This is a genomic window from Streptomyces sp. NBC_01296 (assembly GCF_035984415.1).
Classification (GTDB): domain Bacteria; phylum Actinomycetota; class Actinomycetes; order Streptomycetales; family Streptomycetaceae; genus Streptomyces.
Genome location: NZ_CP130720.1, coordinates 7,101,217 through 7,125,236, shown reverse-complemented (window position 1 = coordinate 7,125,236; position 24,020 = coordinate 7,101,217). Strand labels below are relative to the sequence as shown.

Sequence of the window (24,020 nt, the reverse complement as noted above, 5' to 3'; positions counted from 1 at the left end):
CCACCGCCACGGTCGCGCGCTAGCGGATCGGCATCTGCGACAGGGTGCGGGCGATCACCAGGCGCTGGATCTCGCTGGTGCCCTCGAAGATCGTGTAGATCGCGCTGTCGCGGTGCATGCGCTCCACGGGGTACTCGCGGGTGAAGCCGTTGCCGCCGAGGATCTGGACCGCCTGGGCGGTGACCTTCTTGGCGACCTCGCTCGCGAACAGCTTCGACATCGAGCCCTCTGCCGAGGTGAAGGGCTTGCCCGCGACCGCCATCCAGGAGGCCCGCCACACCAGCAGCCGGGCCGCGTCGATGGAGGTCCGCATGTCGGCGAGCTGGAAGGCGACGCCCTGGTTGTCGATGATCGGACGGCCGAACTGCGTACGGGTCTTGGCGTAGTCGAGGGCGACCTCGTACGCGGCGCGGGCGGTGCCGACAGCCATGGCGCCGACCGCCGGGCGGGAGGCCTCGAAGGTGGCCATGGCCGCGTTCTTCACGCGCTCGCCACCGCCGCCGGCCTTGGCCCGCTCGTGGGCCCGCGCGAGCCGCTCGTCCAGCTTCTCCTTGCCGCCGAGCAGGCAGGAGCCGGGGACGCGGACGTCCTCCAGGACCACCTCGGCGGTGTGCGAGGCGCGGATGCCGTGCTTCTTGAACTTCTGGCCCTGGGACAGGCCCGGGGTGTTCGGCGGCACGATGAAGGAGGCGTGGCCCTTGGTGCCGAGCTCGGGGTCGACGACGGCGACGACGATGTGGACGTTGGCGATGCCGCCGTTGGTCGCCCAGGTCTTGGTGCCGTTGAGCACCCACTCGTCCTTGGCCTGGTCGTATACGGCGCGGGTGCGCATCGAGCCGACGTCGGAACCGGCGTCCGGCTCGGAGGAGCAGAAGGCGGCGACCTTCACGTCGTCGGGGGTGCCGTACATCTGCGGGATCCAGGTCCCGATCTGCTCCTCGGTGCCGTTGGCGACGACGCCGATGGCCGCGAGCCCGGTGCCCACGATCGACAGGGCGATGCCCGCGTCGCCCCAGAACAGTTCTTCCATGGCCATCGGGATGCCGAGGCCGGTAGGGTCGAAGAACTGCTGGGCGTAGAAGTCGAGCGAGTAGATGCCGACCTTCGCGGCCTCCTGGATGACGGGCCACGGAGTCTCTTCGCGCTCGTCCCATTCCGCGGCGGCGGGCCGGATCACATCGGCCGCGAAGCCGTGGATCCAGTCCTGTACCTGCTTCTGGTCGTCATTGAGCTCCATGGTGAACTCCGCCATGTCCCCTCCAGCTGTGCATCCACCAGTGCGTTACTAGCGGTAACCCTTACGGTGGCCACAGTCTGTTACCGACGAGTAGCCACTGTCAAGCAGAGTCGGCTCCGAGCCGCCTGCGGGGCGGCCGGTTCCTACGCGAGGGTGTGCGGGGTGTTACGTTGCGTGGGCGTCACGCACCATCGCAAGGGCGGGGAGAGAAACACATCATGGAGACCACTCAAAAGGCCGGCGAACCGGGAGCGGCCGAGCGCCGCAGGCGGGAGCTGCTCGAAGCGGCCGACCGGGTCGTCCTCCGGGACGGCCCCAAGGCTTCCATGAACGCCATCGCGGCGGAGGCAGGCATCACCAAGCCCATCCTCTACCGGCACTTCGGCGACAAGGCGGGGCTCTACCAGGCCCTCGCCGTGCGGCACACCGACGCCCTGCTCGACTCGCTGCGGGCCGCGCTCGACGCCCCGGCCGAGCGCCGCAGCCGGGTGGAGTCCACCCTCGACACCTATCTCACGGCCATCGAGGCCCGCCCGCAGGTGTACCGGTTCCTGATGCACCCGGCCGAGGACTCGCACGCCGCCGAGCGCGGCTTCGACGTGGGCCTGCACTCGGCCCCGCTGCTGCGCCGGCTCGGCGAGGAGCTCGCCGACGTGATCGGCGAGCGCGTGGACCTCGGCCCCGGCGGCGAACGCCTGGCCCGCATCTGGGGCCACGGCATCGTCGGCATGATGCACGCGGCCGGCGACTGGTGGCTCGGCGAGCGCCCGTGCGAGCGTGCGGAGTTGGTCACCGGACTCACCGACCTGCTGTGGGGCCGGCTGGCCACGGCCGGCAACCGCCTGGACGGCCCGGGCTTCTAGGGGGCGTCTTGTCGATCGGAGCCCGGCCTGATCGGCAAGACACCCCCTAGAGAGCGGGTCCCCGGCCGGGGATCCCGGTTCAGTTCTGCGCGGCCGCCGCGGCCCGCGCACCCCACGGCGCCTTGCGGATCGCCCGCCGCAGCCGCCGGGCGCGCAGCCCGGTGACCCGGTCCGCGTAGACCGTGCCGTCGAGGTGGTCGCACTCGTGCTGCAGGCAGCGGGCGAAGAACCCGGTGCCGGTGATCCGTACGGGCGCGCCGTCGGAGGTGACCCCTTCGACGACCGCGCGGTCGTACCGGATCGTGCCGGCCTCCAGACCCGGCAGCGACAGACAGCCCTCCGGGCCGCGGAACTCGTCCCCGTCGGCCTCCACCAGCCGCGGGTTGACGATGTGCCCGACGTGGCGCACGTCCTCGTCGTCGGGGCAGTCGTACACGAACACCCGCTGTCCGACACCGATCTGGTTCGCGGCGAGGCCGACGCCCTCGGCGGCGTACATCGTCGCGAACATGTCCTCGATGAGCCGGTCGAGGGCCGGGCCGAATGCGGTGACCTCCGCGCAGGCCGAGTGGAGCACCGGATCGCCCAGCAGGCTCATGGTGCGGACGAGGCCGGTGGTACCGGGAATGGGGCGCTGTCGCATGGCCGTAAGCGTACGACGGGCGAATATATGAGGAGATCTGCGGCGCCCCGGGGGCGCCGCGGTCAAGGCCCCGGCCGGTACTGGATAGGCTGGGGCCGACCGACGCAAGGAGGACAAGGGACGATGGCAGGCAACACAGAGCCGCTTTCGCCGCGGGCCAAGCTGGCCGTGACGGCGGGCAAGGCCGCGGCGGCGGTGTCGCGGGCCGCGGGACGCGGAAGCGGATCGGTGATCGGTGGCAAGGTCGCACTCAAACTCGACCCCGATCTTCTCGGAGCGCTCGCGCAGCATCTCGACGTCGTCCTCGTCTCCGCGACGAACGGCAAGACCACGACGACCCGGCTGATCGCCGAGGCCCTGCGGGCCAGCGGTCCGGTCGTCTCCAACGCCCTCGGCGCCAACATGCCGGCCGGCATCACCTCCGCCCTCGCGGGCGGCTCGGACGCGAAGTACGGCGTCATCGAGGTGGACGAGAAGTACCTCGCCGGGGTGGCCCGGGACGTCACCCCCAAGGTGATCGCCCTGCTGAACCTCTCCCGCGACCAGCTGGACCGCGCCGCCGAGACCCGCATGCTCGCGGAGAAGTGGCGCGAGGGGCTCCAGGGCTCCAAGGCCGTCATCGTCGCGAACTGCGACGACCCGCTCATCGTGTGGTCGGCCTCCTCCTCGCAGAACGTGGTGTGGGTCGCCGCCGGCCAGGAGTGGAAGGACGACGCCTGGTCGTGCCCCTCCTGCGGTGGTGTCATGCAGCGCCCCGGCGACGACTGGTTCTGCGGCGAGTGCGGCTTCCGGCGCCCCACCCCGAGCTGGGTGCTGTCCGGGGACCACGTGCTGGACCCGCACGGCTCGGCCTGGCCGATCCACCTCCAGCTGCCCGGCCGCGCCAACAAGGCGAACGCCGCCACCTCGGCCGCCGTGGCCGCCGTCTTCGGCGTCCCGCCGCAGGTCGCACTGGAGCGGATGTACCAGGTGCAGGCCGTCGCCGGCCGCTACGACGTGGTCACCTTCCAGGGCCGTGAGCTGCGCCTGCTGCTGGCGAAGAACCCGGCGGGCTGGCTCGAAACGTTTTCGCTGATCGACCCGCCGCCGACCCCGGTGATCCTTTCGGTGAACGCGCGCGGCGCCGACGGCACCGACACCTCGTGGCTGTGGGACGTGGACTACCCGCGCCTGGCCGGCCACCCGATCTTCGTGATCGGCGACCGCAAGCTGGACCTCGCGGTCCGCCTCGAGGTCGCGGGCCTGGACTTCCGGGTGTGCGAGACCCTCGACGAGGCCGTGCAGCTGGCGCCGCCCGGGCAGATCGAGCTGATCGCCAACTACACCGCCTTCCAGGACGTGCGCCGCCGCGTCGGCAACTAGTCACCCATAGAGGACAAGAGCATGAGCGACAACAGCCTGCGTCTGGTGTGGGTCTACCCCGACCTGCTGAGCACGTACGGAGACCAGGGCAACGCCCTCGTGGTGGAGCGCCGGGCGCGCCAGCGCGGCCTGGACGTGCAGCGCGTGGACGTGCGCAGCGACCAGCCCATCCCCACCTCGGGTGACATCTACCTGATCGGCGGCGGTGAGGACCGCCCGCAGCGGCTCGCCGCGGAGCGCCTGCTGCGCGACGGCGGTCTGGAGCGGGCCGTCTCGAACGGGGCGATCGTCTTCTCCGTCTGCGCCGGCTACCAGATCCTCGGCAACGAGTTCGTCAACGACATGGGCGAGCGCCAGGAGGGCCTCGGCCTGCTGGACGTGGTCACCGTGCGCGGCGAGGGCGAGCGGTGCGTCGGCGACGTCCTCGCGGACATCGACCCGCGCCTGAACCTGCCGCAGCTGACGGGCTTCGAGAACCACCAGGGCGTCACGCACCTCGGCCCGTCCGCCAAGCCGTTCGCCCGCACCCGGCTGGGCCGCGGCAACGGCACGGGCGACGGCACCGAGGGCGCGTACAACGACACGGTCTTCGGCACCTACATGCACGGCCCCGTGATGGCCCGCAACCCGCAGATCGCGGACCTGCTGCTGAAGCTGGCCCTCGACGTGAACGCGCTGCCGCCCATCGACGACCGGTGGTACGAGGCGCTGCGCGCCGAGCGCATCTCGGCGGCGACGCAGCCCGCGTAGCACCGCGCGGGCCGCTCATCGGGGCGGCCCCGCAATCATGTGTTCGGCCCGGTTTTCCCTTGGGGGAACCGGGCCGACGTGGTTTCGTACGACAAGTGCGACCAGCATGTGGAGGATGGTTCGGTCCACCTCTCCACCGCTTGTAGGGTGGCCGTAGTTCCAACCGGACGACGTGGTCCGGTCGTCGGCCCACGTTGCAAAGGTCTGTTCCTGCCATGCGCATAGGTGTGCTCACTTCCGGTGGCGACTGCCCCGGTCTCAACGCCGTCATCCGCTCCGTCGTGCACCGCGCCGTCGTCGACCACGGCGATGAAGTCATCGGCTTCCACGACGGCTGGAAGGGCCTGCTGGAGGCGGACTACCGCAAGCTCGACCTCGACGCCGTCGGCGGCATCCTCGCCCGCGGCGGCACCATCCTCGGCTCCTCCCGGGTACAGCCCGCACACCTGCGCGACGGCGTCGAGCGGGCCCGCGGGCACGTTGCCGACCTCGGCCTGGACGCCATCATCCCGATCGGCGGCGAGGGCACCCTGAAGGCCGCGAACCTGCTCTCGCAGGCCGGTCTGCCGATCGTCGGCGTCCCGAAGACGATCGACAACGACATCGCCTCGACGGACGTCACCTTCGGCTTCGACACCGCCGTCGGGGTCGCCACCGAGGCCCTGGACCGGCTGAAGACCACCGCCGAGTCCCACCAGCGCGTGATGGTCGTGGAGGTCATGGGCCGCCACACCGGCTGGATCGCCCTGCACTCGGGCATGGCGGCCGGCGCTCACGCCATCGTCGTCCCGGAGCGCCCCTTCGACATCGACGAGCTGACGGCGATCGTCGGCGAGCGCTTCTCCGCGGGCAAGCGGTTCGCGATCGTCGTGGTCGCCGAGGGCGCCAAGCCGCGCGCCGGCTCCATGGACTTCCAGGACGGCGGCACCGACCAGTACGGCCACGAGCGCTTCGCCGGCATCGGCAACCTGCTCGCGGTCGAGCTGGAGCGGCGCCTGGGCAAGGAGGCCCGCCCGGTCATCCTGGGCCACGTCCAGCGCGGCGGTACGCCCACCGCGTACGACCGGGTCCTGGCCACCCGCTTCGGCTGGCACGCGGTCGAGGCGGCGCACCGTGGCGAGTTCGGGATGCTGACGGCCCTGCGCGGCACCGAGATCGAGATGGTCCCGCTCGCCGACGCCGTGCAGACCCTCAAGACGGTCCCGTCGGAGCGGTACGACGAGGCGCAGAACGTTCTGTGATGTTTCCCCCTTCCACGTCACACGCGTAGGGGGCGCCCCCGGACGAGTTCGCGTCCGGGGGCGCACTACTGTGGTGGGGCACCACGGGTCAAGGGAGTGAACAGATGGATCACAGCGGTCACGGCATGGACATGCATATGGACATGGACCTGCCGCCGTTCACTCTCGGGCGCGGGCTGGAGTTCTCCTTCGACGCGTTCTTCCTGATCGGCTCGCTCGTGGGCCTCGGCCTGTACCTGTGGGGTGTGGTGCGGCTGCGCCGGCGCGGTGACGCCTGGTCGCCGGGCCGGACCATCGCGTTCGTCGCCGGCGTGCTGAGCATCGCCCTCATGATGTGCACCAAGCTGAACGACTACGGCATGGTCATGTTCAGCGTGCACATGGTCCAGCACATGGTCATCAGCATGCTCTCGCCGATCCTGCTGCTGCTGGGCGCACCGGTGACGCTGGCGCTGCGCGCGCTGCCGCCCGCCGCCCGTGGCCGCAAGGGACCGCGCGAGCTGCTGCTGATGCTGCTGCACAGCCGCTACATGAAGGTGATCACCCACCCGGTGTTCACCATCCCCATGTTCATCGCGAGCCTCTACGCCCTCTACTTCACGCCGCTCTTCGACTTCCTCATGGAGAGCAAGGCCGGGCACATCGGCATGATGGTGCACTTCCTGGCCGTCGGCCTGATCTTCTTCTGGCCGATCATGGGCGTGGACCCGGGCCCGCACCGCCCCGGCTACGTGATGCGGATGCTGGAGCTCTTCGCCGGGATGCCGTTCCACGCCTTCTTCGGCATCGCCGTGATGATGGCGAGCGAGCCGATGATCAAGACGTACGCGAACCCGCCGGCCTCCCTCGGCATCGACCCGCTGCTCGACCAGCAGTGGGGCGGCGGCATCGCCTGGGCCTTCAGCGAGATCCCGTCGGTGCTGGTGCTGATCGCGCTGGTCTACCAGTGGTACCGCTCCGAGCAGCGGGCGGCGAAGCGCGCGGACCGGGCCGCGGACCGCGACGGCGACCAGGAGCTGGAGGCGTACAACTCCTATCTCGCCTCGCTCCAAGCGCGTGGCCAGTAGCGGAGGAGCACCTTCGCGCGCGACCATGGGGCATGACCGGATCCGTTAAGGCGATGGCCGTCATGACCTTCGCCGCTCTGGTGGCCGTCGCCACGTACTCCGTGGCCCTCGGCAGCAACGGCTGGCTGTGGTTCGCCTGGGTGGTCCTCGGCCTGCTGACCGCCGCCATGGCGGCGTCCCGTAAGACCTGAACCGCCGCACCCGCCTCGGCAGCCTCACCGGCCCCTCCCCTGGCCTGGCTTCTTCGTGGTTCCCCCTGCCCGTCCTGCACCGTGTACGGCACACTGACCTGACGCCCAGGTGAAGGGAAAATGCCCCGGTGTTCTACCACTTGCTCAAGCACGTGCTGCTCGGTCCGCTGCTGCGGCTGCTGTTCCGCCCGCGCATCGAGGGACTGGAGAACATCCCGCCGGAAGGGGCCGCGATCATCGCGGGCAACCATCTGTCCTTCTCCGACCACTTCCTGATGCCGGCCATCCTCAAACGCCGGATCACGTTCCTCGCGAAGGCCGAGTACTTCACCGGTCCCGGGGTGAAGGGGCGGCTGACCGCGTTCTTCTTCCGCAGTGCCGGACAGATCCCGGTGGACCGGTCGGGCAAGGACGCCGGACAGGCCGCGCTGCGCGAAGGGCTCGGGGTACTGGCCAAGGGCGAGCTGCTGGGCATCTACCCCGAGGGCACCCGCTCCCACGACGGGCGGCTGTACAAGGGCAAGGTGGGCGTGGCCGCGATGGCGCTCGGGGCCGGGGTGCCCGTCGTACCGTGCGCGATGGTCGGCACCTTCGAGATCCAGCCGCCCGGGCAGAAGATCCCGAACATCCGGCGCGTGACGATCCGCTTCGGCCGGCCGCTGGACTTCTCGCGGTACGCGGGGCTGGAGGGCGAGCGGGCCGTGCTGCGGGCCGTCACCGACGAGATCATGTACGCCGTCCTCGGGCTGTCCGGCCAGGAGTACGTCGACCGGTACGCCGCCGAGGTCAAGGCGGAGGAGGAGGAAGCACGGAAGAAGGCCCGGCGCAAGACGCGCTGAGCCTTCTCCCGTGCTGTGCCGTGCTCAGTACTGCACTCAATACTGCACTCAGTACTGCTTCATGCGACCGCCGGCCTTAGCGGACGGCGGGCAGTTCCTCCAGCGCCGGCAGGGCCGACGCCGGGGCCGTGGCGAGCGACTTCGCGGTGGCCGGGGCCGGGGCGACCGGAGTGGCGTGCGGACCGCACTTCACGTCCGCGGCGTCGACCTTGCCCTCGAGCAGGTAGGCGTCCACCCGAGTGTTGATGCAGGGGTTCACCAGGCTGGTGACACCGTGCGAGCCGGCGTTCTGCTCGGTGATCAGGCGCGAGCCGGCGAGGCGGCGGTGCAGCTCGACGCCACCCTCGTACGGCGTGGCCGCGTCACGCTCGGACTGGACGATCAGGACCGGGGCCAGGCCGTGCTTGGCACCGACCTCGATCGGCTTGCTCTGCTTGGACTTCCAGGTCGCGCAGGGCAGGTTCATCCACGCGTTGGACCAGGTCAGGAACGGGTACTTCTCGTGCAGCTTGCTGTTGTCCTTGTCCCACTTGGCCCAGCTGGTCGGCCACTTGGCGTCGGCGCACTCGACCGCGGTGTACACCGCGTTGCCGTTCTCCGAGGCGATGTTGCCCTTGATGTCGGACATGTCCGGGGAGATCGCCTCGATCAGCGGCTTCTCGTCACCGGCCACGTACGCGCTGAACGCCTGGGCGACGGGCACCCAGGAGGAGTCGTAGTACGGGGCGCCCTGGAAGAAGCCGATGAGCTCGGCCGGGCCGACGACCCCTCCGAGCGGGTTGGCCTTGGCCTTGGCGCGCAGCTCCTGCCACTTGGCCTCGACCTTGGCGCGGGTGTCGCCGATGTGGAAGACGTTGTCGTTCTTGGCGACCCAGTCCTGCCAGTCGTTCCAGCGCATCTGGAAGGCGACGTCCTGCTCGAGGTTCGCCTCGTACCAGATGTTCTCCTGCGCCGGGTTGACGACGCTGTCGACGATCATGCGGCGCACGTGGGTCGGGAACAGGGTCGCGTAGACCCCGCCGATGTAGGTGCCGTAGGAGACGCCGATGAAGTTCAGCTTCTTCTCGCCGAGGGCGGCACGGATGACGTCCAGGTCACGCGCGATGTTCGGCGTGGTCATGTACGGCAGCATGTCGCCGCTGCGCTCCTTGCAGCCGTCCGCGTATTCCGCGGCGAGCTTGCGCTGGGCGTTCTTGTCGGCCTTGGTGTCCGGGACCGGGTCGGCCTTGGGAGCCTTGACGAACTCCTGCGGGTCGATGCAGGAGATGGGCGCCGAGTGGCCGACACCGCGGGGGTCGAAGCCCACGAAGTCGTAGGCCTTGGAGGTGTTGACCCAGAGCGGGGACTTGGTGGTGACCCGGCGCGGGAAGCGCATGCCGGAACCGCCGGGGCCGCCCGGGTTGTAGAGGAGCGCGCCCTGGCGCTCCTGCTTGGTGCCGGTGCTGACGGCGCGGTCGACCGCGAGGTCGATCGTCTTGCCGAACGGCTTCGAGTAGTCGAGCGGGACCTTGACGAAGCCACACTGGATCGGGGCCTCGAAGCCCCAGTCGGCGGGGCAGTCCTTCCACTCGACACCGGTGGCTGCGGCGCGGGCCGCGGCGAGCTGGACGCCCAGCGCCTCCGGGAGCGGGGAGTTCTGGGTGGACGAAGCCGCTGCGGCCGGCGGGGCCAGCAGCAGGCCCGCGGCCAGCGCTCCGGTGATCAGAGTGGCAGCGCTCCCCAGCGCTGCAGTGCGTATCACGTGGTTGTTCCCCCTGCGTCAGGCCCGGCCGGAGGAGGCCGGGTTGGTCGGGTGCAGTCGGTCTCTGCAGCTGGATCCTTTCGTCTGACCTACACCTGACAACAGACCAAGGTCGCGTTCTTTGCCAACCCGATAACCGGAAAGGCGTGTACCGCTGAGCGGTGTCGCATTCGTCCCAGGTTTGCTCAGCAGTCACCAGCCGTATGTGCGCCACGCCGCGTCGAGTACCTCGCGCAGCCGCAGCGCGTCCGGTGCCAGAGCCGTCACGAGGACGGCGGGACCGGCCAGCGGAGTGACGGCCGCGAACTCCCCCAGCACCGCGGCGGCCGGCGGCGACGCGGCGAATGCCGGGTCCACGACCAGCAGCTGACCGAGCGCCCGGTGGCCCGCCAGCCCCGCCGGCCCGTCCCAGCCGCCGGGCGCCCCCGAACCGCAGGCCAGCTCCTGGTCCAGCAGCGGGGTCCCGCCCCGGATCACGGCGAGCCTGCTGCGCAGCAGGCCCGGCTCCTCCCCCGTCCGGCCCAGCACCTGCTCCTCGCGCAGCAGCAGCCGGGCCGTGGGAGCGAGTTCGGCCCGGGTGTGCACCCGCAGGTCACTGCCGCGTACGGAAACCAGCGGCTCCGGCAGCCACCGTACGGCCGCGTCCTCGGCCAAGGTCAGCCGTACGTCGTACCGCGCGGGCTCACCACCGCGGCCGGGCAGCGCCAGGGTGGCCGCCGCCGAGGCCAGGGCGAGACGGGCACCGGGGCCGGCGGCGGCCTCCACCCTGAGGTGGTCCCCGCCGAGCGGGGCGCTCATCGCGCCGACCAGCATCACGCCGGCCTCGGCGGCCGTGCCCCGGGTGCGGCGCAGCGCGAGCGGACCCTCACCGGCCAGCAGTGGCAGGGCGGTACCGCCGCGGCCGTCGGCGACGGCGGAGATCCGGGCGGTGGCCCGTACGCCGGCCGGAGCGAGGGCGGGCCCGGGAGCGGGTGCGGCGGAGGCATGCGGGGCGGGGGCCGCAGCCGGGGCCGGCGCGGCGGCGGGAGGCGCGGGGGCCGCCGTAGGGCTCACCGCGCGGCCCAGGCGGCGATCCGCTCGCGCACCCATGCGGCCACCGGCGCCACGCCGTCCTCGGCGCGCAGCGACTGGAAGGCGACGGGGAGTTCACCGCGCTGCTCGGCGGCGTCGCGGGCCATCCGGTCCAGGTCGGAGCCCACGTAGGGGGCGAGGTCGGTCTTGTTGACGACGAGCAGGTCGGCGGTGGTGACGCCGGGGCCGCCCTTGCGCGGGATGTCGTCGCCGCCCGCCACGTCGATGACGAAGATCTGGGCGTCGACGAGGCCGCGGGAGAAGGTGGCGGTGAGGTTGTCGCCGCCGGACTCGACGAGGATCAGGTCGAGCGGGCCGACCGTCTCCTCCAGTTCCTCGACCGCCTCGAGGTTGGCGGAGATGTCGTCGCGGATGGCGGTGTGCGGGCAGGCACCGGTCTCCACCGCGCTGATCCGCTCGGGCGGCAGGACGGCCTCGCGGAGCAGGAACTCGGCGTCCTCCCGCGTGTAGATGTCGTTGGTGACGACGGCCATCGACAGCTCGGTGCGCAGGGCGCGGCAGAGGGCGGCGACGGTGGCCGTCTTGCCGGAGCCGACGGGTCCGCCGAGGCCGATCCGCAGGGCGCGGCGCGAGCCGTCGGCCCGTGCCGGCGCGGCGCTGTGGGTGTGGCGCTGGGGGTAGGTCACGCCGTGGTCGAGGTGCATGGGGGTCTCCGGAGGGAATCGTGGAGCCGGTCGGGAAGCGGTGAGGGGGCGGTCACGAGGCGAAGAGCCGTACCGGCCAGCCGGCATGGCTCTCCGCCGCGATGTCCAGCAGTGGCGAGGAGGCCGCGGGCAGCGCGTCCGGGCCCTGCGACCGGGCCCGGTGCGCGGCCTGCGCGGCCTGCGCGGCGACGGCGTCGAGCTCGGGGGCGAGGCGGGCCAGGACCCCGCTCGCCTCGAAGGGGTCCAGGCCGAGCAGCCGCACGGTCGCGGTGGCCGGTCCGCCGACGCTCTCGTACGCCGCCACGTGCGCGGCGTCCAGCGGCCCGAGCCCGGCCGCCCGGGCGGTGAGCCCGAGCACCACCGGCTGGTGCGCCCCGCGCGGGAAGGCCGCGGCGAGCGCGTCGAGTTCGGCGGCGGGCCAGGTGGCCCGGGCGGCCCGCAGCAGCTGCCGGCCCAGCCGCCGCGCCGCGGTGCGCAGCGCGGGCGACGGGGTGCGGGCATCGGCGGCGGTGTCGAGGACCGCCGGGTCGAGCCCGAGGGCCGCGGCCGCGGCGAGTGCGGCGGCGACGAGTCCGGCCGTGTGCAGTCGGCCGCGGCAGAACTCCTCGAGGGTGGAGGCGTCGTGGATCCGGCCGGCCTTGCAGGCAGCCTCGGCCCCGCCGGAGTGGGCGTGCCCGCCGGCGGGGAAGCGGCCGTCGGCGAGTACGAGCAGTGCGGCGAGGCTCATCGGGCCGTGCCCGTCGCGAGAGGCGCCATGTCAGAAGAGGAAGTAGCGCTGGGCCATGGGCAGTTCCGCCGCGGGCGCGGGTTCCACGGCCTCCCCGTCGATGGTGACCGTGAAGGTGTCGGCGTCGACCTCGACCCTCGGCATGGCGTCGTTGTTGCGCATGTCCGCCTTGCTCACCTTGCGGGTGTTCTCTATGGCCACGAACTGCTTGCCGAGTCCGAGCCGTTCGGGCAGCGCGTCGTCGAGCGCGGCCTGCGCGGTGAAGTTGACCGAGTTCAGCCCGGGGGCCCGGCCGTGGCTGCCGAACATCGGGCGGGGCAGCACCGGCTGCGGGGTGGGGATGGAGGCGTTCGCATCACCCATCTGGGCGTACGCGATCTGGCCACCCTTGATGACCACCTCGGGCTTGACCCCGAAGAAGGCCGGAGTCCACAGCACCAGGTCGGCGAGCTTGCCGGTCTCCACCGAGCCGATCTCGCGCGCGAGGCCCTGGGCCACGGCGGGGTTGATCGTGTACTTCGCTACATAGCGGCGGGCGCGGTGGTTGTCGGCGGGTCCGTCGCCGGGCAGGAAGCCGCGCCGCTTCTTCATCACGTGGGCGGTCTGCCAGGTGCGCAGGACGACCTCGCCGACGCGGCCCATGGCCTGGGCGTCGGAGGAGATGATGGAGATGGCGCCGAGGTCGTGCAGGACGTCTTCGGCGGCGATGGTCGAGGGCCGGATCCGGGACTCGGCGAACGCGAGGTCCTCGGGGACGGCCGGGTTGAGGTGGTGGCAGACCATCAGCATGTCGAGGTGTTCGTCGATGGTGTTGACGGTGTGCGGCCGGGTCGGGTTGGTGGAGCTGGGCAGGATGTTCGGCTCGGAGACCACGGTGATGATGTCGGGTGCGTGCCCGCCGCCCGCGCCCTCGGTGTGGTACGAGTGGATGGTCCGCCCGGCGATGGCGGCGAGGGTGTCGCCGACGAATCCTGCTTCGTTCAGGGTGTCGGTGTGGATGGCGACCTGGGCGCCGGTCTCGTCGCAGACGCTCAGGCAGGCGTCGATGACGGCGGGGGTGGACCCCCAGTCCTCGTGGATCTTGAACCCGAGGGCGCCGCCGCGCAGCTGGGAGTGCATGGCCTCGCGGGACATGGTGTTGCCCTTGCCCAGCAGGCCGATGTTGACGGGGTAGGACTCCAGGGCCGCGAACATCCGGGCGAGGTGCCAGGGGCCGGGGGTGACGGTGGTGGCCTTGGTGCCCTCGGCGGGTCCGGTGCCGCCGCCGACGAGGGTGGTGATGCCGGAGGCGAGGGCCTCGTCGATGACGGTCGGGGAGATGAAGTGCACGTGGGCGTCGATGGCGCCCGCCGTGACGATCTTCCCGTTGCCCGCGATGATCTCGGTCTCGGGGCCGATCACGAGTGCGGGATCCACCCCGTCCATCGTGTCGGGGTTGCCGGCCTTGCCGATGCCGCAGATGCGGCCGTCGCGGATGCCGATGTCGGCCTTGACGATGCCCCAGTGGTCGAGGACGACGACTCCGGTGATCACGGTGTCGGGGGCGCCCTCGGCGCGGGTGGTGCGGGCCTGTCCCATGGACTCGCGGATCACCTTGCCGCCGCCGAACACGGCCTCGTCGCCGGAGCGTCCGGGGCCGCCGCTGAGATCCTGCTCGATCTCGACGAAGAGGTCGGTGTCCGCGAGCCGGATCCGGTCGCCGGCAGTCGGTCCGAAGAGGTCGGCGTACGCCCTGCGGTCGAGCTCAGCCATCGAGCGGCCCTCCGGTCTCGCCGCGCAGGCCCGGTACGGTGCGCAGCCCGCCCAGCGGTACGAGTTCCACGGCGACCGGGATGCCCGGCTCGAAGCGCACGGCGGTGCCGGCGGCGACGTTGAGCCGCAGGCCGCGGGCGGCCCGGCGGTCGAAGTCGAGGCCGGGGTTGGCCTCGGCGAAGTGGTAGTGGGAGCCGACCTGGACGGGCCGGTCGGCGGCGTTGAGCACGGTGAGGCGGGTAACGGGACGGCCCTCGTTGAGGCGCACCGGGCCGTCCCCGTGGACGATTTCGCCGGGGATCATGCGGGTACTCCCCTTCAGACGATCGGGTCGTGGACGGTGACGAGCTTCGTGCCGTCCGGGAAGGTCGCCTCGACCTGGACGTCGTGGATCATCTCGGGGATCCCCTCCATCACGTCGGCGCGGCCGAGCACGGTGCGGCCGGAGGCCATGAGCTCGGCCACGGTCCGCCCGTCGCGGGCCCCTTCGAGGATGTGCGAGGTGATCAGGGCGACCGCTTCGGGGTGGTTGAGGAGTACCCCGCGCGCCCTGCGCTTCTCGGCCACGTCGGCGGCCACGTGGATGAGTAGTCGTTCCTGCTCGTGCGGTGTCAGTTGCACTCGTAAGTCACCAAGCTTCCAGGACAAGATCGACGTCGCGCCGGGCCGACCCTAACGGCCTTCAACACTTTGTTGACCTGCGCATATCCGAGCCAAGCATGTCTTGCCCAACGCAGAGAAAGGCTTTCCGCCCCGAGCACCGCCGCTTTACCCGCGGATGGGTGATCATTGACGGAAGCCCGTGGCCGACACGCTAGGCGCCGCGCTTTTCCGCCGCGTGAACCCACGTTTCGGGCAGGCACCCGGTTCAACTCCCGGGCCGCCCACCGCCGGTCCCGTATACGGGCCGGACCGACGGTCCCCGGTCACCGCCGCAGGACCCGCCACAGAGGAGAGGCATGTTCGTCAACCCGGTCCGCCACATCACCTTCGACTCGCTCGAGCCCTACAAGACCGCCGAGTTCTGGTCCGCCGTGACCGGCTTCCCGATCCACCCGGACGACGAGGAGGGTGACGACGAGATCCTGCTGGACCCGGCGCAGCCCGGGGTCCCCGGGCTGCTGTTCATCCGCGTACCGGACGCCAAGTCCGTCAAGAACCGGGTCCACCTGGACATCCAGCCGCCCACCGGCACCCGGGACGAGACCGTCGAGCGGCTCATCGGGCTCGGGGCGAAGCTGGTCGACGACCGGCGCCGGGAGGACGGCTCCGGCTGGACCGTGCTCGCCGACCCGGAGGGCAACGAACTGTGCATCGAGCGCAGCGCCGCGGAGCGCGGGCAGGCCTGAGCGCGGCTCAACAGCCGGTGACGCTCTTCGCGGGAGCCCCGACGGGCCAGGGCAGGGCGATCCAGACGGTCTTGCCGCCGTCCTCGGTGGGGCTGACGGCGAGCCGGCCACCCGCTTCGGCGGTGAGCCAGCGGATGATCACCATCCCCCGGCCGTTGTCCTGCTGGACGGCGGCCGGGAGGCGCCTGGGCCAGCGCGGGTGGCTGTCGGTCACCCCGACGCGGAGCCATTCCCCGCGCTCGAGGCGGATGTCCACGGTGAAGGTGGGCGACTGGCCGAAGGTGTGCTGCACAGCGTTGGTGGCGAGCTCCGAGACGATCAGCCGGACACTGTCCGCGGTGTCGGCCTCGTCGGGCAGTCCCCATTCGCCGAGCACCTCCGCGACGTAGCGGCGGGCTGTCGCGACCGAGGCGGGATCGCTCGGCAGAGTGACGGATGCTTCCTGGTGATCTGCCATGGCGACGGTCCCTTTCCCACCGGGGCGAAACCCCGGATCTGTGCTGGACGCCAGAGTGCCACCCATCGTCCCGCCGGTGCTGCCGTTCCCCCAAGATATGCATATATCTGTCGCTCAATGCAGTGAACTCTGCTACGGAAGAGCGTATTTGGACGGCAGACTGGTGCGAGCTGTGCCGGTGGAAGGAGGCGGGTATGCAGCACGGTCCCGCGGTGCGTCGGCGCAAGCTCGGCGAGGAACTGCGCGCGCTGCGCGACCGGACCGGACTCACCAGTGGTGAGGCGGCCCGGATCGCGGGGTGGCACCAGTCGAAAATCAGCCGCATCGAGACAGGGCGCAGTGGCGTGAAACCGGAGGACATCCACCTCCTCCTCGATGTCTACGCAGAGGTCGTCAGCCCCGAGCAACGGGCACTGCTGGAGGCCCTGTCGGCCTCGGCGGCGGGCCCCGGGCCGGGCGGGGACACCGTGCGCGGCCGCCAGTGGTGGCACGACTACCGGGGGCTGCTGCCCCAGGAGTACCGGGATTTCATCAGCCTGGAGGCGGGCGCCCGCTCGGCCCGTACGGTCGAACTCTCCGTGGTGCCCGGACTGCTGCAGACCCCGGAGTACGCGCGGGCGGTCACCCGGGCCGCGCTCGGCGGGCTGCCGGAACCCAAGGTCGACGCGCTGGTCGACGTGCGGCTGGCCCGGCAGTCGGTGCTGCGGGCCGATCCCCCGCTGGAGCTGAGCGCTGTACTGGACGAGGCCGTGCTGCGGCGGCAGATCGGCGGCCCCGGGGTGATGGCGGCGCAATTGCGGCATCTGGCGCAGGTGTCCCGGCTGCCCCAAGTGCGGTTGCAGGTACTTCCGTTCAGCGTGGGGGGTCATCTCGGCCTGACCGGACCGTTCGTTATTTTCTCATTTCCGAACATCGCCGATCTGGATGTGGTGGTACTCGACCATTTGACGAGTAGCCTCTATCTGGAGCGGAAGGAAGACCTCGAGGCGTACAGCGCCGCATTCCGCACCATCCAGGCGCACGCCCTCCCGCCCCAGGACTCGTCGGATCTCATCAGCTCACTCGCTGACGACGCGTAAGGAGGCACCCCCGTGTCCGCAACCCCCCTCTCCACCAGCGGACTTCTGATCAGCGCGCGGTGGCGGCGGAGCAGCCGCAGCACCGGAATGAACAACTGCGTGGAAACGGCCGTCCTCAGCGGCAGCGGCCTGCTGGCCGTCCGCGACTCCAAGCGGACGGACGGCCCGGCCGTGCTCTTCACCGGGCCGGCCTGGGACGGCTTCCTCGCATCTGTACGGGCGGACGTGCTCGCGTGACGCTGCCCTAGCGGTCCGTGGCTCCGGCCGGGGCGGTCCCCAGGATCGTCTCGACGGCCCGGTCGATCTCGTCCCCCGTGAGATCGGCCCGTGCGGTCAGCCGCAGCCGGGAGATGCCGTCCGGCACCGACGGCGGACGGAAGCACCCCACGGACAGACCTGCCTCGCGGCAGTCGGCGGCCCAGCGCAGTGCCGCCGAAGCCGACGGGGCCCGTACCGACACCACGGCCGCGTCCGGCCGGGCCGCGGTCAGGCCGGACGCGGTGAGCCGCCCGTACAGCCGGTCGGCCACCTCGCGGGCCCGGCCGGCGCGCTCCGGTTCCCGCTGGAGCAGGCGCAGGCTCGCCAGCGCCGCACCCGCGGCGGCCGGTGCCAGCCCGGTGTCGAAGATGAAGGTCCGCGCCGTGTTGACGAGGTGCCGGATCACCTTGGCCGGACCGAGCACCGCTCCGCCCTGGCTGCCCAGGGACTTCGAGAGCGTGAGGGTGGCGACCACCCCGGGCGCGCCCGCGAGTCCGGCGGCGTGCAGGGCTCCGCGGCCGCCCTCCCCCAGTACGCCGAGCCCGTGGGCGTCGTCCACGACCAAGGCCGCGCCCTGCTCCCGGCAGGCGGCCGCGTACGCGGCGAGCGGGGCGGCGTCCCCGTCCACGGAGAACACCGAGTCGCTGACCAGCAGCGCCCTGCCCTCGTGCGTGGCGAGCGTCTTGCGCGCGGCCTCCGGGTCGGAGTGCGGGATCACCTCGGTCCCGGCACGGGAGAGCCGGCAGCCGTCGACGATCGAGGCGTGGTTGCCGGCGTCGGACACGACCAGGGTGCCCCGGTCGCTGAGCGCGGTGACGGCCGCCAGGTTGGCGGCGTAACCGGAGGACAGGACGAGCGCGGCCTCGAACCCGCAGAAGGCCGCGAGCTCCCGCTCGAGCTCCGCATGGAGCTCGGTCGTCCCGGTCACCAGGCGTGACCCCGTGGCCCCCGCGCCCCACCGCTCGGCCGCCTCGCGCGCGCCGCGCACGATCTCGGGGTGCCGGGACAGGCCGAGGTAGTCGTTGCTCGCGAGGTCCAGCAGCGGCGAGGAGGCCGGGCGGGGGCGCAGCGTCCGGACGAGCCCGGCCTTCTCACGGGCCCGCTCCGCGTCGTCGATCCAGGCGAACACGTCATCGGGCTCGGGGCTGTGCTGGGGCATCGGCGGGTCCTCGTGTTTTGTCGGCTGTCCACAGACGTGCCTGACCCTAACGGCCGTCACCCGAGTGCCAGGTGTGGCGATACACACACTCTGTTCCGGCCATGTTGTGCGATCTCTCCTTGGCCGGGAGTGGTCGTGTGGTCCAGGATCGGCGTCATGGACCTGCTGAACACCCTGGTGGACAAGGGGCTGCGGCGCGAGCTGCCGACCCGCGAAGAGGCGCTCGCCGTACTGGCGACCTCTGACGACGAACTGCTCGACGTGGTGGCCGCGGCCGGCAAGGTGCGCCGCCAGTGGTTCGGGCGTCGGGTCAAGCTGAACTACCTGGTCAACCTGAAGTCCGGGCTCTGCCCGGAAGACTGCTCCTACTGCTCCCAGCGACTGGGATCGAAGGCGGAGATCCTCAAGTACACGTGGCTCAAGCCGGACGAGGCCTCGCAGGCCGCCGCGGCCGGCGTCGCGGGCGGCGCGAAGCGCGTGTGCCTCGTGGCGAGCGGGCGCGGCCCGACGGACCGCGACGTGGACCGGGTCGGCAAGACGATCGAGGCGATCAAGGAGCAGAACGAGGGCGTCGAGGTGTGCGCGTGCCTCGGCCTGCTCTCCGACGGCCAGGCCGAGCGCCTGAAGGACGCGGGCGCCGATGCCTACAACCACAACCTGAACACGTCCGAGGCCACGTACGGCCAGATCACCAAGACCCACACCTACGCGGACCGGGTCGACACCGTGCAGAAGGCGCACGCGGCGGGCCTGTCGGCCTGCTCCGGCCTGATCGCGGGCATGGGCGAGAGCGACGAGGACCTGGTCGACGTCGTCTACTCGCTGCGCGAGCTGGACTCCGACTCGGTGCCGGTGAACTTCCTGATCCCCTTCGAGGGCACCCCGCTGGCCAAGGAGTGGAACCTCACCCCGCAGCGCTGCCTGCGGATCCTGGCGATGGTCCGGTTCGTCTGCCCCGACGTGGAGGTCCGGATCGCCGGCGGCCGCGAGGTGCACCTGCGCTCGATGCAGCCGCTCGCGCTGAACATCGCCAACTCCATCTTCCTCGGCGACTACCTCACCAGTGAGGGCCAGGCCGGCCAGGCCGACCTCGACATGATCGCGGACGCCGGTTTCGAGGTGGAGGGCGCCGGTACGACGACCCTGCCGGCGCACCGCGCGGACGCGTTGGCTGCGGCCAGGGCCGCGGCCGGTCAGGGCCCGTGCGGCTCCTCGGCGGCCGAGGCGGGCTGCGGTTCGGCGTGCGGCGGCTGCTCGGGCCACGAGGCCGTCCCGGCGCAGGCGCCGGTCGCGGCGTCGGCTCCCGTGCCCGCCGGGGCTCCTGCCCAGGCTCCGGCCGGCGAGGTCCGTCCGGACCTGGTGGCGGTCCGCCGGCGGGGCGCGGGAACGGACCTCGCGCCCAATGCCTGACCAGCACCACGCGATGCCGGCCGCGGAACTGCTCGCGCTGGACCGGCAGCACGTCTGGCACCCGTACGGCCCCATGCCCGGTCGGCAGGAGCCGATGGTCGTCTCCTGCGCCTCGGGCGTCCGGCTGCGGCTGGCCGAACCCTCCCAGGGACAGGACGAGCTGGTCGACGGCATGTCCTCCTGGTGGTCGGCGATCCACGGCTACAACCACCCGGTACTGAACGAGGCCGTGACCGACCAGCTCGGCCGCATGTCCCACGTGATGTTCGGCGGGCTCACCCACGAGCCCGCCGTCCGGCTGGCCGCCCGGCTGGTCGAGATCACCCCGCCCGGCCTGGAGCACGTCTTCCTCGCCGACTCGGGCTCGGTCTCGGTCGAGGTCGCGGTGAAGATGTGCCTCCAGTACTGGCGTTCCACCGGCCGGCCCGGCAAGACCAGGCTGATGACCTGGCGCGGCGGGTACCACGGGGACACGTGGACGCCGATGGCGGTCTGCGACCCCGAGGGCGGCATGCACGAGCTCTGGTCGGGGATCCTGCCGCGCCAGCTCTTCGCCGACGTGCCGCCGAGCGGCTTCGACGCGCCCGTGGACCCCGCGTACGTCGACCACCTGCGCTCCCTGCTCTCCGCTCACGCGGACGAGCTGGCCGCGGTGATCGTGGAACCGGTGGTCCAGGGCGCGGGCGGCATGCGCTTCCACAACCCGGGCTACCTGCGGGTGCTGCGCGAACTGTGCGACGAGTACGACGTCCTGCTCATCCTGGACGAGATCGCGACGGGCTTCGGCCGCACCGGCGCCCTGTTCGCGGCGGACCACGCGGGGATGGCCCCGGACGTGATGTGCCTCGGCAAGTCCCTGACCGGCGGCTACCTCACGCTGGCGGCCACCTTGTGCACGGAGCGGGTGGCGGACGGGATCTCCCGGGGCGCCGTCCCGGTCCTCGCGCACGGGCCGACGTTCATGGGCAACCCGCTCGCCACGGCCGTGGCACTGGCCTCGATCGACCTGCTGCTCGGCCAGGACTGGCAGCGAGAGGTCAAGCGCATCGAGGCAGGGCTCGAGGAGGGCCTGGCCCCGGCGCGTGACCTGCCCGGTGTACGGGACGTACGCGTCCTGGGCGCGATCGGCGTGGTCCAGCTGACCCACGAGGTCGACGTGGCCGCGGCGACCCGGGCAGCGGTCCGCGAAGGCGTGTGGGTGCGCCCGTTCAGGGACCTGATCTACGTGATGCCGCCGTTCGTCACGGGCGACGGCGACGTGGCCCGCATCTGCCGCGCGGTGTGCGCGGCGGCGGCGGAGGGCTGACATGACGGTACTCATGGTCTCGGGCACGGGCACGGAGATCGGCAAGACGGTGGTCACGTCGGCGATCGCGGCGGCCGCGGTCGCGGCGGGCCGCTCGGTGGCGGTCCTCAAGCCCGCACAGACCGGCGTGGACGCGACCGAGCCGGGCGACGCGGCGGAGGCCGTCCGCCTGGCCGGCCCCACGGTCACGGCGGTGGAACTGGCCCGCTACCCGGAGCCCTTGGCCCCCGACACGGCGGCCCGCCGCGCGGGCCTGCCCACGGTCTCGCCGAGCGCCGTCGCGGAGGCGGCGAGCCGGCTCGCCCGGTCCCACGACCTGGTCCTGGTGGAGGGCGCGGGCGGCCTCCTGGTCCGCTTCGACGAGGAGGGCCACACGCTGGCCGATGCGGCCCGGCTCCTCGGCGCCCCGGTGCTGGTGGTCGCCCCGGCGGCCCTCGGCACCCTCAACTCCACGACCCTGACGGCCGAGGCCCTCCGGGCCCGGGAGCTGGAGGCCCTGGGCGTGGTCATCGGCAGCTGGCCGGCCGAGCCGGACCTGGCCTGCCGCTGCAACCTGGCGGACCTCCCGTCGTCCTCGGGGCTCCCGCTGCTGGGCGCCGTCCCGGAGGCTTCGGGGTCCCTGGCCCCGGAGTCCTTCCGCACGGCGGCCCCCACCTGGCTGTCCCCCGCCCTGGCGGGCACGTGGTCGCCGGAGTCGTTCCTGACGACCTGGCAGCCCTGATCGCGGATCCGGACTCATCGGCCCGGCGGTGCCACCCGGCCCGCCGGGCTTGCGTCCACGGTGCGTTCAGTGGCCGCCGCGGGGCTCGTTGCAGCCGCCCTCCATGTAGACCCCGTGGGCCTTCACGCTGATCGGCGGGGTCAGATGGCCCGTCACGCACGGCCCGCTCTCCGGAACCGACAGGACGAACGAGAGGTTGCCCGTGCTCGATGCGTACACGCCTCCGCCCTCCAGCTTGTAGCCCATCCCGGTCAGGAGCCCGCTGAGCTCCTCCTTCGACTTCGGTGCGCCCTTCCCGTCGTCGCCGCCCAGCGCCTTCTTGATCCGCGCGGCGTGCGCGTCGCCCCGGCACTTGGTCGCAGGCGTGAGCGCGGCCTCGTTCTTGTACGCGTGGTTCTCCGCGTACTTGCGCGCCTCGGGGTCCGTGGGCAGTTCACCGGGCGCGGCCGACCCGGCCGGGGCCGCACTCGCCCTGCCCTCGCACAGCTCGGCCACCTCGGGGAAGAGCTTGTCGTGGCGGGCCACCGCGGCCGCCGCCTCGGCGGCGTAGTCCGGGGTCCGGACGGGCGAAGGCACCGGGGACGGGTCCGCAGCCGCGCCGCTCCCGGACACCGTGGTGCCGCAGGCGGTCAGTGCGAGCAGTCCTGCCGCGAGCAGCACGGCTCCGGCGGGGGTGGTACGGAAGGTCACGGGGTCTCCACTTTCCCTGGGCCGGCCCCGGCGGGCGGGGCGGATCACCCGATTGTCTCCACCGCAGGTCCCGGGCTCCTGAGTACGCGTACTCAATCCGGACGCGGACAGCCGTCCCTGGCGAGCGCCCCGGCGGCGGGCGGCGGGCCGCGGGAGGCGGAGGACGGGCCGCGGAAGCCGGTCCCGCCCGGCGGCGCCGGTTTTGCGGGCCGCCCGGACGGGGAACAGCCCGGCAGGGAAACCGCATCCGCCGCCACCCCGCCCCGGAGACCCGCCATGGCCACGCCGCACCAAAACCCGGACTCCGTCGACCACCCGCTCTTCGCCCGGTTCTACGCCCGGTTCAGCACCGCCGCCGACACCCGCGGAGGTATCGCCGCCCTCCGCAGCGAGCTGCTGCACGGGGTGTCCGGCCGGGTCATCGAGATCGGCGCCGGCAACGGGCTCAACTTCGCCCACTACCCGCGCGCCGTCTCCGAGGTCGTCGCCGTCGAACCGGAGCGGAGGCTGCGCCGGCTAGCGGCCGACGCCGCCCTGCGCGCCGAGGTACCCGTCGACGTCGTGCCGGGTGTCGCCGAGGCCCTCCCGGTCAAGAGCGAGGCCTTCGACGCCGCCGTCGCCTCGCTCGTGCTGTGCACCGTACGGGACCTGCCCCGCTCGCTCGCGGAGCTCCACCGGGTGCTGCGCCCCGACGCCGAGCTCCGCTTCTTCGAGCACGGCCGGGCGCCCACCCGCGGCATGGCCGCCGTCCAGCGCACGCTGGACCGGACCGTGTGGCCGCACCTCTTCGGCGGGTGCCACACCTCCCGGGACCCGGCCGCCGCGATCGAGGCCGCCGGATTCCGGTTCGTCTCGTACCGCAGTTTCCGGCTGCCCGAGCGCGGACCGGCCCTCCCCACCTCGTACTGCGTGATCGGTTCCGCCCGCCGCGGTCCCGCTTAGGGGGTGCCCGGCGCCCGGCGGGCCTCAGCCGCCCAGCGGCTTGACCCAGCGCGTCCAGATGTCCTGGCGGTGGTAGCCGGCCGCGTCCCACGCCCCGTGCGCCTGCTCGTTGCGGTCCAGCACCATCGCGTCCGCACGCCGTCCGCCGAGCGCCTCGAAGCGCTCCTCCGCGGCGGCCAGCAGCGCCGATCCGATGCCCTGGCGGCGGTGGGCCGGGTGGACCGCGAGCCGGTAGAGGTGGCAGCGCCACCCGTCGAAGCCGGCGATCACGGTGCCGACCAGTTCGCCTTCGCGCCGGGCGTGCAGCAGGGCGTGCGGATCGCGGGCGTGGAGCTGCTCGACCCCGGCGAGGTCGTCGCTGATACTCGTTCCCTCGGCAGCGGTCTTCCAGAAGTCGAGCACGGCGGTGAGATCGGCGGCCGACGCAGGACCGACGTGAAGATCGTTCATGTCCGGATCCCATCATCCGGGTGCGCTCCGCCAAATGAATGATCCGTTCT

27 protein-coding genes are annotated in these 24,020 nt (G+C 72.0%); 14 read left to right on the top strand and 13 right to left on the bottom strand.

Annotation, left to right across the window (positions count from 1 at the left end):
• Window positions 1–19 precede the first annotated feature (19 nt).
• Window positions 20–1,252 carry an acyl-CoA dehydrogenase family protein gene (locus tag OG299_RS32580; protein WP_266631485.1) on the bottom strand — a complete coding sequence of 411 codons (1,233 nt, stop codon included), beginning with the start codon at window positions 1,250–1,252 and terminating at the stop codon, window positions 20–22.
• Between the two features lie 203 nt (window positions 1,253–1,455).
• Between OG299_RS32580 and OG299_RS32575 the strand changes: the two genes are divergently transcribed.
• Window positions 1,456–2,100: a TetR/AcrR family transcriptional regulator gene (locus tag OG299_RS32575; RefSeq protein WP_266631483.1), complete on the top strand. Its 645-nt coding sequence runs from the start codon at window positions 1,456–1,458 to the stop codon at window positions 2,098–2,100.
• Window positions 2,101–2,179: 79 nt separating this feature from the next.
• On the opposite strand, the gene def is transcribed toward OG299_RS32575, so the two are convergent.
• A complete protein-coding gene (gene def / locus OG299_RS32570; protein WP_327363391.1) occupies window positions 2,180–2,743 on the bottom strand; it encodes a peptide deformylase in 564 nt (187 codons plus the stop codon).
• A 123-nt stretch (window positions 2,744–2,866) separates the two neighbouring features.
• Here def and OG299_RS32565 point away from each other — a divergent pair, with 123 nt between their 5' ends.
• The 6 genes from OG299_RS32565 (at window position 2,867) to OG299_RS32540 (ending at window position 8,193) form a co-directional block, all read left to right on the top strand.
• Window positions 2,867–4,105 carry a MurT ligase domain-containing protein gene (locus OG299_RS32565; protein WP_266631479.1) on the top strand — a complete coding sequence of 413 codons (1,239 nt, stop codon included), beginning with the start codon at window positions 2,867–2,869 and terminating at the stop codon, window positions 4,103–4,105.
• 21 nt (window positions 4,106–4,126) lie between these two features.
• Entirely contained in the window at window positions 4,127–4,855 is a 729-nt protein-coding gene (locus OG299_RS32560) for a type 1 glutamine amidotransferase (protein ID WP_266631477.1), read from the top strand.
• 215 nt (window positions 4,856–5,070) lie between these two features.
• Window positions 5,071–6,096: a 6-phosphofructokinase gene (locus OG299_RS32555; protein WP_266631475.1), complete on the top strand. Its 1,026-nt coding sequence runs from the start codon at window positions 5,071–5,073 to the stop codon at window positions 6,094–6,096.
• Window positions 6,097–6,200: 104 nt separating this feature from the next.
• Window positions 6,201–7,163 (top strand): cytochrome c oxidase assembly protein, encoded by a 963-nt coding sequence (locus OG299_RS32550; RefSeq protein ID WP_266631473.1) that lies wholly within the window; start codon window positions 6,201–6,203, stop codon window positions 7,161–7,163.
• 32 nt (window positions 7,164–7,195) lie between these two features.
• Window positions 7,196–7,354: a hypothetical protein gene (locus tag OG299_RS32545; protein ID WP_266631471.1), complete on the top strand. Its 159-nt coding sequence runs from the start codon at window positions 7,196–7,198 to the stop codon at window positions 7,352–7,354.
• Window positions 7,355–7,482: 128 nt separating this feature from the next.
• Window positions 7,483–8,193, top strand: coding sequence for a lysophospholipid acyltransferase family protein (locus tag OG299_RS32540; protein WP_266631469.1), 711 nt, complete (start codon window positions 7,483–7,485; stop codon window positions 8,191–8,193).
• A gap of 76 nt (window positions 8,194–8,269) precedes the next feature.
• Here OG299_RS32540 and OG299_RS32535 read toward each other — a convergent pair whose 3' ends face one another.
• The 7 genes from OG299_RS32535 to OG299_RS32505 form a co-directional block, all read right to left on the bottom strand.
• Window positions 8,270–9,934 carry an alpha/beta hydrolase gene (locus OG299_RS32535; RefSeq protein WP_266631467.1) on the bottom strand — a complete coding sequence of 555 codons (1,665 nt, stop codon included), beginning with the start codon at window positions 9,932–9,934 and terminating at the stop codon, window positions 8,270–8,272.
• A 192-nt stretch (window positions 9,935–10,126) separates the two neighbouring features.
• Entirely contained in the window at window positions 10,127–10,987 is an 861-nt protein-coding gene (locus tag OG299_RS32530; protein ID WP_327363388.1) for an urease accessory protein UreD, read from the bottom strand.
• Window positions 10,984–11,670: an urease accessory protein UreG gene (gene ureG, locus OG299_RS32525; RefSeq protein WP_266631466.1), complete on the bottom strand. Its 687-nt coding sequence runs from the start codon at window positions 11,668–11,670 to the stop codon at window positions 10,984–10,986. The genes OG299_RS32530 and ureG overlap by 4 nt, the downstream gene beginning before the upstream one ends.
• Before the next feature lie 52 nt (window positions 11,671–11,722).
• Complete coding sequence (locus OG299_RS32520) at window positions 11,723–12,397, bottom strand: urease accessory protein UreF (protein ID WP_266631465.1); 675 nt, start codon at window positions 12,395–12,397, stop codon at window positions 11,723–11,725.
• Window positions 12,398–12,427: 30 nt separating this feature from the next.
• Window positions 12,428–14,149, bottom strand: coding sequence for an urease subunit alpha (locus OG299_RS32515; protein ID WP_266631464.1), 1,722 nt, complete (start codon window positions 14,147–14,149; stop codon window positions 12,428–12,430).
• The gene (locus OG299_RS32510) at window positions 14,142–14,453 is read right to left on the bottom strand and encodes an urease subunit beta (protein WP_030300159.1); all 312 of its coding nucleotides are present in this window, start codon (window positions 14,451–14,453) and stop codon (window positions 14,142–14,144) included. The genes OG299_RS32515 and OG299_RS32510 overlap by 8 nt, the downstream gene beginning before the upstream one ends.
• A gap of 14 nt (window positions 14,454–14,467) precedes the next feature.
• Window positions 14,468–14,770: an urease subunit gamma gene (locus OG299_RS32505; protein WP_266631463.1), complete on the bottom strand. Its 303-nt coding sequence runs from the start codon at window positions 14,768–14,770 to the stop codon at window positions 14,468–14,470.
• Window positions 14,771–15,108: 338 nt separating this feature from the next.
• Between OG299_RS32505 and OG299_RS32500 the strand changes: the two genes are divergently transcribed.
• On the top strand, window positions 15,109–15,498 hold the full coding sequence (locus tag OG299_RS32500) for a VOC family protein (protein ID WP_266631461.1): 390 nt from the start codon (window positions 15,109–15,111) through the stop codon (window positions 15,496–15,498).
• Between the two features lie 7 nt (window positions 15,499–15,505).
• Here OG299_RS32500 and OG299_RS32495 read toward each other — a convergent pair whose 3' ends face one another.
• On the bottom strand, window positions 15,506–15,955 hold the full coding sequence (locus OG299_RS32495; RefSeq protein WP_327363387.1) for an ATP-binding protein: 450 nt from the start codon (window positions 15,953–15,955) through the stop codon (window positions 15,506–15,508).
• Window positions 15,956–16,149: 194 nt separating this feature from the next.
• Here OG299_RS32495 and OG299_RS32490 point away from each other — a divergent pair, with 194 nt between their 5' ends.
• Entirely contained in the window at window positions 16,150–17,034 is an 885-nt protein-coding gene (locus tag OG299_RS32490; RefSeq protein ID WP_327363386.1) for a helix-turn-helix domain-containing protein, read from the top strand.
• Between the two features lie 12 nt (window positions 17,035–17,046).
• Complete coding sequence (locus tag OG299_RS32485; protein WP_266631458.1) at window positions 17,047–17,271, top strand: DUF397 domain-containing protein; 225 nt, start codon at window positions 17,047–17,049, stop codon at window positions 17,269–17,271.
• Window positions 17,272–17,278: 7 nt separating this feature from the next.
• On the opposite strand, the gene OG299_RS32480 is transcribed toward OG299_RS32485, so the two are convergent.
• Window positions 17,279–18,451: an 8-amino-7-oxononanoate synthase gene (locus OG299_RS32480; RefSeq protein ID WP_327363384.1), complete on the bottom strand. Its 1,173-nt coding sequence runs from the start codon at window positions 18,449–18,451 to the stop codon at window positions 17,279–17,281.
• A 156-nt stretch (window positions 18,452–18,607) separates the two neighbouring features.
• Here OG299_RS32480 and bioB point away from each other — a divergent pair, with 156 nt between their 5' ends.
• The 3 genes from bioB to bioD are packed head-to-tail and all read left to right on the top strand — an operon-like array spanning window position 18,608 to window position 21,888.
• Entirely contained in the window at window positions 18,608–19,861 is a 1,254-nt protein-coding gene (gene bioB / locus OG299_RS32475; protein ID WP_266631456.1) for a biotin synthase BioB, read from the top strand.
• On the top strand, window positions 19,854–21,167 hold the full coding sequence (locus tag OG299_RS32470; protein ID WP_327363383.1) for an adenosylmethionine--8-amino-7-oxononanoate transaminase: 1,314 nt from the start codon (window positions 19,854–19,856) through the stop codon (window positions 21,165–21,167). The genes bioB and OG299_RS32470 overlap by 8 nt, the downstream gene beginning before the upstream one ends.
• 1 nt (window position 21,168) lies before the next feature.
• Window positions 21,169–21,888: a dethiobiotin synthase gene (gene bioD, locus OG299_RS32465; RefSeq protein WP_327363382.1), complete on the top strand. Its 720-nt coding sequence runs from the start codon at window positions 21,169–21,171 to the stop codon at window positions 21,886–21,888.
• Between the two features lie 66 nt (window positions 21,889–21,954).
• On the opposite strand, the gene OG299_RS32460 is transcribed toward bioD, so the two are convergent.
• Entirely contained in the window at window positions 21,955–22,578 is a 624-nt protein-coding gene (locus OG299_RS32460) for a hypothetical protein (protein WP_327363381.1), read from the bottom strand.
• Window positions 22,579–22,854: 276 nt separating this feature from the next.
• Between OG299_RS32460 and OG299_RS32455 the strand changes: the two genes are divergently transcribed.
• A complete protein-coding gene (locus OG299_RS32455) occupies window positions 22,855–23,520 on the top strand; it encodes a class I SAM-dependent methyltransferase (RefSeq protein WP_327363380.1) in 666 nt (221 codons plus the stop codon).
• A 24-nt stretch (window positions 23,521–23,544) separates the two neighbouring features.
• On the opposite strand, the gene OG299_RS32450 is transcribed toward OG299_RS32455, so the two are convergent.
• Entirely contained in the window at window positions 23,545–23,970 is a 426-nt protein-coding gene (locus OG299_RS32450) for a GNAT family N-acetyltransferase (protein ID WP_327363379.1), read from the bottom strand.
• Between the last annotated feature and the right edge of the window lie 50 nt (window positions 23,971–24,020).